The 11,858-nt window shown below is 67.6% G+C and carries 11 protein-coding genes; 6 read left to right on the plus strand and 5 right to left on the minus strand.

The window, feature by feature from the left end:
* Together U9983_RS23255 and U9983_RS23260 are read right to left on the minus strand one after the other, a co-directional pair.
* Window positions 1-788: IS30 family transposase (locus U9983_RS23255; RefSeq protein ID WP_322756058.1), on the minus strand; the 788-nt coding region annotated here is incomplete at its 3' end.
* Window positions 789-890: 102 nt separating this feature from the next.
* Window positions 891-1,397, minus strand: coding sequence for a hypothetical protein (locus U9983_RS23260; protein ID WP_322756059.1), 507 nt, complete (start codon window positions 1,395-1,397; stop codon window positions 891-893).
* Window positions 1,398-1,470: 73 nt separating this feature from the next.
* Between U9983_RS23260 and U9983_RS23265 the strand changes: the two genes are divergently transcribed.
* Window positions 1,471-1,653 carry a helix-turn-helix domain-containing protein gene (locus U9983_RS23265; protein WP_322749308.1) on the plus strand — a complete coding sequence of 61 codons (183 nt, stop codon included), beginning with the start codon at window positions 1,471-1,473 and terminating at the stop codon, window positions 1,651-1,653.
* A gap of 468 nt (window positions 1,654-2,121) precedes the next feature.
* Here the strand turns inward: U9983_RS23265 and U9983_RS23270 are convergent, their stop codons facing one another.
* Window positions 2,122-2,718 carry a TetR/AcrR family transcriptional regulator gene (locus U9983_RS23270; protein WP_322756060.1) on the minus strand — a complete coding sequence of 199 codons (597 nt, stop codon included), beginning with the start codon at window positions 2,716-2,718 and terminating at the stop codon, window positions 2,122-2,124.
* 294 nt (window positions 2,719-3,012) lie between these two features.
* Here U9983_RS23270 and U9983_RS23275 point away from each other — a divergent pair, with 294 nt between their 5' ends.
* From U9983_RS23275 to U9983_RS23285, 3 genes are read left to right on the plus strand one after another with little or no spacing between them, the layout of a single operon-like run.
* Window positions 3,013-4,626 carry a carboxyl transferase domain-containing protein gene (locus U9983_RS23275; protein WP_322756061.1) on the plus strand — a complete coding sequence of 538 codons (1,614 nt, stop codon included), beginning with the start codon at window positions 3,013-3,015 and terminating at the stop codon, window positions 4,624-4,626.
* Between the two features lie 5 nt (window positions 4,627-4,631).
* Window positions 4,632-6,767 (plus strand): biotin carboxylase N-terminal domain-containing protein, encoded by a 2,136-nt coding sequence (locus U9983_RS23280; RefSeq protein WP_322756062.1) that lies wholly within the window; start codon window positions 4,632-4,634, stop codon window positions 6,765-6,767.
* Window positions 6,760-7,911, plus strand: coding sequence for an acyl-CoA dehydrogenase family protein (locus U9983_RS23285; RefSeq protein WP_322756063.1), 1,152 nt, complete (start codon window positions 6,760-6,762; stop codon window positions 7,909-7,911). Before U9983_RS23280 ends, U9983_RS23285 begins: the two co-directional genes overlap by 8 nt.
* 151 nt (window positions 7,912-8,062) lie before the next feature.
* On the opposite strand, the gene U9983_RS23290 is transcribed toward U9983_RS23285, so the two are convergent.
* Both U9983_RS23290 and U9983_RS23295 read right to left on the minus strand, forming a co-directional pair.
* Entirely contained in the window at window positions 8,063-8,902 is an 840-nt protein-coding gene (locus tag U9983_RS23290; protein ID WP_322756064.1) for a hypothetical protein, read from the minus strand.
* 29 nt (window positions 8,903-8,931) lie between these two features.
* Window positions 8,932-9,831 carry a radical SAM protein gene (locus U9983_RS23295; protein ID WP_322756065.1) on the minus strand — a complete coding sequence of 300 codons (900 nt, stop codon included), beginning with the start codon at window positions 9,829-9,831 and terminating at the stop codon, window positions 8,932-8,934.
* Between the two features lie 498 nt (window positions 9,832-10,329).
* On the opposite strand from U9983_RS23295, the gene U9983_RS23300 reads away from it, so the two are divergent.
* Window positions 10,330-11,253, plus strand: a complete 924-nt coding sequence (locus tag U9983_RS23300; RefSeq protein WP_322756066.1) for a helix-turn-helix transcriptional regulator — start codon at window positions 10,330-10,332, stop codon at window positions 11,251-11,253.
* Window positions 11,237-11,455 carry a DUF397 domain-containing protein gene (locus U9983_RS23305; RefSeq protein ID WP_322756067.1) on the plus strand — a complete coding sequence of 73 codons (219 nt, stop codon included), beginning with the start codon at window positions 11,237-11,239 and terminating at the stop codon, window positions 11,453-11,455. Before U9983_RS23300 ends, U9983_RS23305 begins: the two co-directional genes overlap by 17 nt.
* Window positions 11,456-11,858: the final 403 nt, after the last annotated feature.

Here is an 11,858-nt window from a genome sequence, read left to right on the forward strand (position 1 = left end):
GGGTCGGCGAAATAGACCGGAACGCTTGTCGCGAGGGTGAATTTGGCGTGTGCGGCCATCTCCCTCCCCTGGTCCCAGGTGAGCGACCGGACAATATCGGCCGGGAGTGTTTTGATCTTCTGACCGAGCTGGATGGCGACACGCTCGGCGGTGCGGTCGTACGGGATCCTGACCAGCAGGGTGAACCGGGTGTTCCGGTCGACGAGGGTCGCGATCTGGCTCTTGCCGCCCTTGCCGATGATCAGATCGCCTTCGAGGTGGCCGGGGACGGCTCGGTCGGCGGCCTCGGGCGGTCGCTCGCTGATGTTGATCATGCCCGGGATTGCCTGGGGCGCAGGAGAAAGCGACCCGGACGGGCGCCTGCGCGCCCGACCGGACCGAAGTGTGATCTTCAGCTCGGTCCGGAGCTCGCCACGGGCCTGCAGGTACAGCGTCTGGTAGATCGTCTCGTGGGACACGCGCATCTCCGGGTCGTCCGGGTGGTCGATCTTGAGACGGTTCGCGACCTGCTCGGGTGACCACTTCTTCGCCAAGCCCTCGGCGACAGCGTCGTGCAGCCGGGCGCACACGGCAAGCTTGTGCGGCTTCGGCCGGCGTGCCTGGACGGCGGCGCGTTCCTGCGCCTCGACCGCACGGTATTCGTTGCGGCCACCACAACGATTTATCTCCCGGTAGACCACGGAACGGTCTCTTCCCAACCTCGCCGCGATCTGTGGTCCCGACAACCCCTCCGCAATCCCACGGGAGATGTTCTCGCGATCCAGCTGGGTCAATGCCACGCCGCGCACTCGGCCTCCTTGTCAGCGAACCGCGTTGTATCAGATCCGATCTGTGACCTGATTCATACGTGGTGCACTGACCTATTGAGGCCGCCCCCGTTCCAGCCCCGGTCAGCCCACCACGTCGCCGCTACCACTTGACCAAACCCCGGCCAGCACCACTACACAGTCAGATCGCAACTCGTATCCGATCAGCGGCACGGTGTCACAGCCCTCAGGGGTCAGCACCACCGGCTTGCCGAGTGCGCGGCCGATCGCCCGCATGAACTGGCACAACACGTCCAGCCGATCCTGACCCTGCAATTGCCGCAGATCAACATCGAAGTCGATCCGCTCGAGCACGTACGGTCGAAAAATCGCAAGAACGTCCGATGCGAGCCAAACCTTCAACATCCCAGCCCGCCCATTACGCCGATTCAGCATGTCCTCGACCCGGTGCGGCAACCGAACCACCCGCCCGTCCACCGAATACTGGTAAGTCCACCCCCGGGACCGGACAAGATCCACGACGGCCTGCCAGTCGGCGATCGTCGTGTCCGGCACATGCACGTCCGGCAGCGACCCATTCTCCTCCGGGTCAAACCATTCCCTGACGTCATCCCACAATAGATCAGGCACGCCCACATAGTGCCAGCACCCACCTCGACCCACACCCGGGTTCCTCTCTCGACAAGGCCAAGGGGATATCCCCGTGGGCGTCGCGGAACGGATGGGCGTCACCAAGAGCCGGGTCTCCCAGATCGAACGCGGCGAGGTCTCCACCGTCGAGGCTATCGCCCGCTACGTCCAGGCCCTCGGCGGCCACATCCAGATCTCTGCCGGCTTCGGCGACGACCTGTACATCCTGCGCGGCACCGACACCCACGCGGCATAACCGCAAGCCCCGAGTCGGGGGATCTCACGCCCGGCCGACGATCCAGGTTTTCTACCGAATGTTGAGACCACCGTCGCGCCGGCCATCAGACCCCACCCACCCGGCACGGCGAGCGGGAAACTCCCCTCCACCATCCAGCCTGTCGACGCTACCGAGATCATCCTATTGGAGCGTCGCTATAACCGTTTGAACCCGCCCTGCCTTGGGGTGTCTCCTGTGCTCGCTCGTCGCCGACGACAACGGATTTGTTCAGCTCACGCTCGCCGCGTACAACTGCGGCGAACAGTACGTAAAAACCGGAAGTAGCACTCCGCAGAATCGCGCCACCACCATGTGATCAGAACCGATCACGCTCGGATGAGGTCGAGGAAGGCGATGTTCCGGTTTGCCTCGATGAACTGGGACCGTCGCGCGATGGCTCCGTCCGAGATCTCGCCGGCGCCCTCATGTCCGAAGGTCGGTCAGCGGTCAGCGGTCGTCGCCACGGGCTGCCCGCAGACTCATGTCCCGCAGAATGCCCGCCATCGTCTCGCGGTCCACCTCGGTGGCGCTGTGTGGAGTGGAATTCAGCAGTCCGAACAATGCATGCGCCCGCGCGCGGCTCTCCGCGACGCCGAGGCGGCAGTCGATCTGACGCAGGACCGACGCCCATATCTCGACGTAGGCGCGCTGCAGCCGGCGGACGCGGTGGTCGTCGGGCCGTGGGAGGTTGGCGAGGTCGCGATCCTGGACGGTGATGAGGTACGGCTCGTCGAGGGCGAACGCGATGTGCAGTGTGATCAGACGTTCGAGTGCGTCGTGCGGGGTCCGGCTCGTACGCACCGCTGCCGCGCCGTCGGCGTGGAGCCGTTCGCTGATGCCGACGAGCATCGCCGCGAGGATGGCGCTTTTGCTGGGGAAGTGCCGGTAGATACCCGGACCACTGATGCCGACGGCGGCGCCGAGCTGTTCGATGCTCACCCCGTGGAATCCGTGGGTGGCGAACAGCCGCGCAGCCTCCCGCAGGATGTCCTCCCGACGGGAGGAGGGCCGAGCCGACCCGGGGCGAGCGGTTGCCGCAGACACCCGTGGTCCTCGCTGCCCGCGCGAAAGATCACGATCGTCGGACGATTCGTCCCTGCCGATGTGAGGAGATCCTAACTTTCAACGCTCTGGACAACGGTGGAGCGACTGCGAGGCGACTGCGAGGCAAAAGTGGGACGAGGTAGCGACCTCACTACATCCCCTCACAGTATGCCATGACCCCGAAACGGACACCTTCCGCGGCGGATATGCCCGTGCTAGCGTGACAGCCGTTGTTAGTGATCCTTAACATCCTTGATGTAGATCATGAATCGTCATCTGTCTCGGGAGGACCTCATGACCGGCCCCCGGCTGGCGGCCCGCGTCGACACCGCGAGCGAACAGGCCGTCGCCAGCACGGCGGCGCACCAGGCGCTCGTCGCCCAGCTACGGTCCGCGCTGAGCTCGACCGCGCGGGGCGGGTCGGAGCAGGCCCGACTGCGCCATGTGAGCCGGGGCAAGCTGCTGCCCCGGGACCGGATCGACACCCTGCTCGACCGCGGCAGCCCGTTCCTGGAACTCTCGCCGCTGGCCGCCAACGGCATGTACGGCGACGAGGCGCCGGGCGCGGGGATCATCACCGGTGTCGGACGGGTGTCCGGGCGTGAGTGCGTGGTGGTGGCGAACGACGCCACGGTCAAGGGCGGCACCTACTACCCCGTCACCGTCAAAAAGCACCTGCGGGCACAGGAGGTGGCACTGCACAACCGGCTGCCGTGTGTCTACCTCGTCGACTCCGGGGGGGCGTTCCTCCCGCTGCAGGACGAGGTGTTCCCCGACCGCGAGCACTTCGGGAGGATCTTCTACAACCAGGCGACGATGTCGGCGGCCGGTATCGCGCAGATCGCCGCGGTCCTCGGCTCGTGCACGGCCGGTGGCGCCTACGTCCCGGCGATGAGCGACGAGGCCGTCATCGTCCGGGACCAGGGGACGATCTTCCTGGGCGGTCCGCCGCTGGTGCGGGCCGCGACCGGGGAGATCGTATCGGCGGAGGACCTCGGTGGCGGGTTGTTGCACAGCAAGGTCTCCGGAGTCACCGATCACCTGGCCGACGACGACGCCGACGCGCTGCGCCGGGTGCGGGCGATCGTGGCCAGCCTCGCGCCGCGCGCCCCCCGGCCCTGGGATGTCGCCCCTACCGACGAGCCGGCCGCCGACCCGGCACAGCTGTACGCGGTCGTACCCACCGACAGCCGCATCCCCTACGACGTCCGCGAGGTCATCGCCCGGATCGTCGACGGGAGCCGGTTCGCCGAATTCAAACGCGAGTACGGCCCGACGCTGGTCACCGGCACCGCCCGGCTGCACGGCCACCCGGTCGGCATCGTGGCGAACAACGGCGTGCTGTTCAGCGAGTCCGCCCTCAAGGGCGCGCACTTCATCGAGCTGTGCGACCAGCGCAGAATCCCACTGCTGTTCCTGCAGAACATCACCGGCTTCATGGTCGGCCGGGAGTTCGAGGCCGGCGGGATCGCCAAGCACGGCGCCAAAATGGTCACCGCCGTCGCCTGCGCGCGGGTCCCGAAGTTCACCGTTGTGATCGGCGGGTCGTTCGGCGCCGGTAACTACTCGATGTGCGGCCGGGCCTACTCACCACGGTTCCTGTGGATGTGGCCGAACGCGCGGATCTCGGTGATGGGCGGCGAGCAGGCCGCCTCGGTGCTGGCGACCGTGCGACGCGAGCAGCAGGAGACCCGGGGTGTGCACGGGCAGACCGCGGACGAGGAGGCGTTCACCGCGCCGATCCGCGCGCAGTACGACCGTCAGGGTCACCCCTTCTACTCGACCGCCCGGCTGTGGGACGACGGCGTGATCGACCCGCTCGACACCCGCACGGTGCTGGGATTGGCCCTGTCGGTGGCGGCGAACGCGCCGCTGGAACCTGTCCGCTACGGCGTCTTCCGGATGTGAGCGCGATGCCAGCCTCCCTCTGCGACACCACAAGCGGTGACACCACCCTGTTCGACACCGTGCTGGTCGCCAACCGCGGTGAGATCGCGGTCCGCGTGATCCGTACACTGCGGGCGCTGGGCATAGGCTCGGTCGCCGTCTACAGCGACGCCGACGCCGACGCCCGGCATGTGCGCGAGGCCGACGAGGCGGTCCACATCGGCCCGGCGCCCGCCCGACTGTCCTACCTGTCGATCCCGGCGCTGCTCGACGCGGCCCGGCTCACCGGCGCCCGGGCGGTCCATCCCGGGTACGGCTTCCTGTCCGAGAACGTCGCGTTCGTGCGCGCCTGCGCGCAGGCGGGCCTGGTCTTCATCGGGCCGTCCGCGCACGCCGTGGCGGTGATGGGCGACAAGATCCGCGCCAAGCAGACCGTCGCCGCCGCTGGTGTCCCGGTGGTACCGGGTCGCACCGAACCGGGGATGAGCGACACCGACCTGGTCGCCGCCGCGGCCGAGGTCGGCTACCCCGTGCTGATCAAACCGTCCGCCGGTGGGGGTGGGAAAGGGATGCGCCTGGTCACCGAACCGGCCGCGTTGCGCGGTGAACTCGCCGCCGCCCGCCGACAGGCGGCCGCGTCCTTCGGCGACGACACCCTGTTCCTCGAACGGTTCGTCCACCGCCCACGGCACATCGAGGTGCAGATCCTCGCCGACGCCCACGGCGCCGTCGTCCACCTCGGCGAACGCGAGTGCAGCCTGCAACGCCGCCACCAGAAGATCATCGAGGAGGCGCCGTCGGTGCTGCTCGACGTCGCGACCCGGGACCGCATCGGCGCGGCCGCGGTCGAGGTCGCCCGCGCCGTGGGCTACACCGGCGCGGGCACCGTGGAGTTCATCGTCGGCGCCGACGACCCGGCGCACTTCTTCTTCATGGAGATGAACACCCGGCTGCAGGTCGAACATCCGGTCACCGAGATGATCACCGGGATCGACCTGGTCGCCGAACAGATCCGGATCGCCGCGGGCCGGCCGCTGACCACCTCCCAGCAGAACATCGCCCTGACCGGGCACGCGATCGAGGCGCGGGTCTACGCCGAGGACCCGGCCCGCGGCTTCCTCCCGACCGGCGGCACCGTCCTGCTGATGCGCGAACCCGACGGCGATGGCGTGCGCGTCGACTCGGGCCTCAGCCACGGGCAGCGGGTGGGAACCGACTACGACCCGATGCTCGCCAAGGTGATCGCCTGGGGGCCGGACCGGGCGGCCGCGCGTACCCGCCTGCACGCCGCCCTCGCCCGCACCGCCGTCCTCGGCGTCACGACCAACATCGCCTTCCTCCGGGCGCTGCTCGCCCACCCCGACGTGGCCGCCGGACGCCTCGACACCGGTCTGGTCGAACGCGAGCTCGACGGCCTCGGCGACGCTGACCTCCCGGCCGGTGCGCTCCCGGCCCACGCGCTGGCGGCCTACGGGTTGGCGCGGCTCGCCGAGGCGCAGCCGGCCGGCCCGGTGATCGACCCCTGGGACGTGCCCAGCGGCTGGCGGGTCGGCGGTGTCCCGGCTCCCCTGGTCTGGCGGCCGGCACTGCCCGGCGGCGGCATCGCCGAGGTCACCGTGACCGGCACCCCGACAGCCGCCACCGCCACCGTCACCGTCACCGTCAACGTCAACGTCACCGGCGAGCCCGCCGCGACCGGGGAACCCCGGACCGCCGCGGTACGCACCCTCGCCGACGACGGCAGCGAACTGCTGATCACCGTCGGCGGGCGGAGCCGACGCTGGTGGTACGCCCGCGACGGGGCGACCCGCTGGCTCGGCGCCGACGGAGCCGCCTGGCGGATCGTCGAGGCCGACCCCGCCGCCCACACAGGAGCGGGATCGGCCGGCGCCGCCGAGGTCTGCAGCCCGATGCCCGGCACCGTCATCGCCGTTCACGTCACCGCCGGAGAACAGGTCACCGCCGGCCAGCCACTGATCATCGTCGAGGCGATGAAGATGGAACACACCCTCGCCGCCCCGCGGGACGGCCACGTCACAGACCTGTTCGCACACACCGGCGAACAGGTCACCCTCGACCAGGTCCTCGCCGTCGTGGAGGCCGACGCACTCATCCCCGGCCCGCAGGACCCGCAGGACCCGCAGGAGACACCCGATGCCTGACACCCGCCTCACCGACGAGCAGGAATCCCTGCGCCGCACCGTCGCCGAGTTTGCCCGCGAGGTCGTCGCCCCGGTCGCCGCCCAACACGACGAGAACAAGACCTTCCCCTACGAGGTCGTCGCCGCCATGGCCACGATGGGCCTGTTCGGACTGCCCTTCCCCGAGTCCTACGGCGGGATGGGCGGCGACTTCTTCACCCTCTGCCTGGCCATCGAGGAACTCGCCCGGGTCGACTCGTCGGTAGCGATCACGCTGGAGGCCGGCTGCTCACTCGGCGCGATGCCGATCTACCGGTTCGGCACGCAGGACCAGAAACAGCAATGGCTGCCCATGCTGTGCTCGGGCGAGGCCCTCGGCGCGTTCGGGCTGACCGAGCCCGAGGCGGGCAGCGACGCCGGCGGCACCCGCACCACCGCACGCCTCGACGACGACACCTGGGTGCTCAACGGCGCCAAGGCGTTCATCACCAACTCCGGTACCGACATCACCCGGCTCGTCACGGTCACCGCCGTCACCGGCACCACCGCGGCCGGGAATAAGGAGATCAGCACCATTGTCGTGCCGGTCCCGACCCCCGGCTTCACCGCGGAACCGGCGTACTCCAAGGTCGGCTGGCATGCCAGCGACACCCACCCGCTCACGCTCGTCGACGTACGGGTACCCGAGGCCAACCTGCTCGGCGAACGGGGCCGCGGCTACGCGAACTTCCTGTCCATCCTCGACGAAGGCCGCATCGCCATCGCGGCACTGGCCGTCGGCCTCGCCCAGGCCTGCGTCGAGGAATCGGTGGCCTACGCCCGGACCCGCCACGCCTTCGGCCGGCCGATCGGCGCCAACCAGGCGATCTCCTTCAAGATTGCCGAGATGGAGGCGCGTACCCACGTCGCCCGCACCGCCTACTACGACGCGGCCGCCCGGATGGCCACCGGCCGCCCGTTCAAGAAGGAGGCCGCGATCGCGAAGCTGGTCAGCAGCGAGGCCGCGGTGACCAACGCCCGTGAGGCAACCCAGATCCACGGCGGCTACGGCTTCATGAACGAGTACCCCGTCGCCCGGCACTGGCGGGACAGCAAGATCCTGGAGATCGGGGAAGGCACCAGCGAGGTCCAGAAGATGCTCATCGCCCGCCACCTCGGCCTGTAGGAGTGCCCATGGCGCCCGCTCTTGCGGGTGCGCGGGTTCGGTCGCGTTCAGGGCTTCGGTGTGGTCAAGGGTTCCGGTCAGAGCGAGCCGTAGGGGTTCGCCCCGCCGGTTGTCCACGATCTTTATTTGGATGTTGAGGAGGGGGCGGCCTCTATCCCATGATCTTTCTAGCCAGGTCGTGCAAAGCAGGGCAGAGATCAACGGAATCTTCATAGTAGGCCACATTGATCAGAATGTCCGCTGCCGCGACCAACTGTGCGTATCGGCCGGATGGACTGTCCAGCACATCCGCGAAGGCGCCGTACAGTTGGTCGGCCACGGTCGGGACAGCAAGCGCGGTGCAGTAGAGACGCGCAGCCCCGTAGCCGGCGACGCCGGCCCCCCAGTGCTCCCAATCGATGATTGTCAGGGACGGCACTGTGACGTTGCCCCAGTGCAGGTCAAGATGCTCGGTTCGTCCCCATGCCGGTTCAATATCCGCGGGGAGCGCACGACCGTAGACGGCGTGCAGGAGGTACCCGTACCGCTCAGCGCTATGAGCCCAGAAAGCCCGCCCTGTCGGATGGGCCGCTAGGGCCTCCAGCGAGGCACGTAGATCATGCAGCCACTCCGACGACAGAGTGAGCGGCTCTGCGAGATACTGGTCACCGGGAGCGGCGACGTCATCGGTGACAAGGGTCATCAACCCGGCCCACACCGGAATCGGTACCGGGTTCATGTGTACCCACTCGGTACTGTCGATCAACAGAGGCTTGCGGATGCCGGTCAATCGGCCCGCGTCACGCGTACCGGTCCAGGCGCTCATGTCCATCGCGCTCTCGTTGTACGGCGCGACCCTCAGCCATACCTGCTCACCGTTGTGGAGCACCGGGCCGCCGATATTGTCGCCCGATGCGCTGGGCGTGGGTTCACCGCACGGTGCCGCCCCCAGCCGCTTGGCTCCCTCGGCGAAAAGGCAACTCAGCCACCCGTCGTCATCGTCGACGCGCACAGGCAACCACCGCGCTCTCACCGCACGACCTACTTCTCGTTCTTGGGCTTGCAACTCGACCTCATCGGACTACATGAGGGCGTGCATGACGGCTGGCAGCTCGACTTGGGTCCGCATCGTACCTCTGGCGGCGAGCATGCGGTGATCTCCTGATCACGCCGGATTGCGTCCAGTCGTGCCACCTCTTCCTGGAAGACGTCTCCAGCGACCACCGCGGCCAGCGGTGTCTGTTTCACGTTACCGGCCACAACATGCCGGGTGAACACACACGGTGATACCATGCCATCTGGACCGATAGCCGCCGCGCCGTGGCCGCAATGTCCGCAGGTGTCGGTCTCGTCAGTCACGGCGGCTCCGCGGCCGAAGGCCCGCATCCGGTCGTAACCGACATCGGTCACTCCCATGGCGGTCAGCTCCGCTTGCGCCTCCTTGACCCGCTGGCCGTCGGCTATGCCGATGACACCCACCCGCAGCGGTATCCCCCGGCGTACCGCTTCACTGATATTCGTACGCGTCCGCCTATGACTTCCCCGTCGAGCGGTAACCGCATCATGCTGGACCGGGTCATCACTGTAGTAGCTGGTAGCCAGCCGCACGCCCGGCTGGCTCAATATCTCCCACAGCCGCGCCGGAACATTGAGAAGGTTCGTGTACACCTCGACCTGAAGACCGCCCGCCAGCGCATAGCTCACCAGCTGCGAGAACCCCGGGTGAATAGTTGGTTCGCCGCCGATGAACTGCACCATGTCCACGCCCTGCTCCACAGCGCTGTCAATCACACGTTGCCAGTCTACGATCGTCATCGTTCCGTGGCTGCCCAGCGGCGACGACTCGGCCGAGCAGTGCACACAGGTTAGCTGGCAACGGCCGGTGATCTCTAGCCACAGGAACCGTGGGGCTACGGTCGCCGACAACGTAGCGGTCGTCATAACGCTCTCCTCACAGCTGGTTCATCGACAGACGACGTGGATGTTCGTAGCTCGCTGAGTGTGGCGTGAACGGCGGCAAGCATTCTGTTGCGCATGGCCGCTTGGCCTGCCGCATGCGCGGCTCGCTGTTCCGGCCGAAGATCTTTCGGGGGGTCCTCGGTGCGGACCTGACGAAGCCGTCAACCCGCCAGGCCAGACGATCCTCCAGCCGTACAACTAAGTAGATCGCTGGTGGTTCTACCCTCACCCGTTCCACCACCTCGTCACGCGTGCGCTGTGGCTGCCCCCACCGGGCCTGGCCTTTCGGTGGTCATCCGATGAAGACAGCCGATCTTCGGGAAGGCGCCCTGGCTGGAAGCGATCTGTGTGGGCGGTGAGCCGCTGCGCACCAAGGCGCCCTCCGAGAGTGATAGTGCTCCCGCACATGCATCCATGCAAGTGCTCCTACGCAAGTATTTGTGGTCTCATGTCGCCGCGTCGCCGGAGACATGGCGTACCGTGCCGGACTGTGACAGCAGCTCCGACGCGGAGAACGGCGGGCACGTGGCGGTACAGGGCGGTCCGACGATCAGGCGCCGGCGCCTCGGGGCTGAACTGCGAAGGCTTCGCGAGGCCGCGGGGAAGGGCATCGACGACGCGGCACGGCAGCTCGGTTGCAGCCTCTCGAAGGTCAGCCGGATGGAGAACGGCCTTGTCCCGATACGGGGCGACGACGTCGGAGAGCTTCTTGACCTGTACCAGGTCGACGACGCCGAGCAGAGACAGGCGCTGCTTGCCCTCACCAAGGAGACGAGGCGTGCCGGCTGGTGGCACACCTACGGTGACGTCGTGCCCCGCTGGTTCGAGGTCTACGTCGGGCTCGAAGCGGAGGCCAGTTCGATAGCCAAGTTTGAGGCGTTGTTGGTCCCCGGGCTGCTCCAGACGGCCGATTACGCCCGCGCGGTGATGCGAGCCGCTCCGCGGCAGCCTCCCGATCCCGATGTCGAGCGCGCCATAGAGCTTCGGCTCGGCCGTCAGGCCGTGTTGACCGGTGATCCGGTTCCGGACCTCTGGGTCGTGATGGACGAAGCGGTCATCCGTCGTGTCGTTGGCGGACCGACGGTGATGCGGGCACAGCTCGACCACCTACGCACAGTGTCGACGCGACCGAACGTCACGATCCAGGTGCTACCGTTCACCGGAGGCGCCCATGCCGGGATGGACACTCCTTTCACTCTGCTTGGCTTTTCCGATGCCGACAACCTCCCGGAGATCGTCTACATCGACCAGGCCACCGGGAGTCTCTATCTTGATCGCCCGGGGGATGTCGCTCTGTACCGAGAGAAGATGGATAGGCTCCGAGCGTCGGCCTACGATGAATTGACGTCGCGACTCTTGATCGCTCGTGCGATGGAAGGCATTGAGGATGAACCCGCAGGATGACGGCCAGCTTCGCTGGCGCAAGAGCAGTCATAGCAACGGCCACGGTGGCGACTGCGTGGAGGCTGCGCCCCTGGATGACGGCGGTATGGCCGTGCGTGACTCCAAGGACCGCAACGGCCCTGTGCTCCGCTTCACGGCGTCCGAGTGGGATGCCTTCCTGGCTGGCGCCCGCGATGGGGAGTTCGACCGCAACCGCATCTGACGCTAGACGTGAAGAGGCCGGGCACCCCGTAGGCGCGCCCGGCCTCTCTGCTGTTCACAGGGCGCCAACCTGGGCATACGGTGTCGTCCTGAATTTTCTTTACGTTTTCAAGGGCGGCCTTCGGCCGCCGCGTGGTCCGCGCCACGCGCGCCGCGCGCCGGGACCTGCCCGGCGCGTCGGCGTGTCGCGTCCCCCACGATGCCCCCAGCCGTTCCAAACGATCCGCCCGACAGATGTGCCCACGGCCCCGCTACACGAACCGGCGAGCCGAGATTCTCACCGACGGACCATCCTCGTGCTGTCAGCGCCCGACACGTTCCAATCGCCTTTCCCGTTGCCGTTGACGATATTGTCCTCGAACAGCCCCGCACCATTCTCGGAGACATACACGCCATTAACCTTA

This window comes from Protofrankia sp. Cas3, from assembly GCF_963555955.1.
Lineage (GTDB): Bacteria > Actinomycetota > Actinomycetes > Frankiales > Frankiaceae > Protofrankia.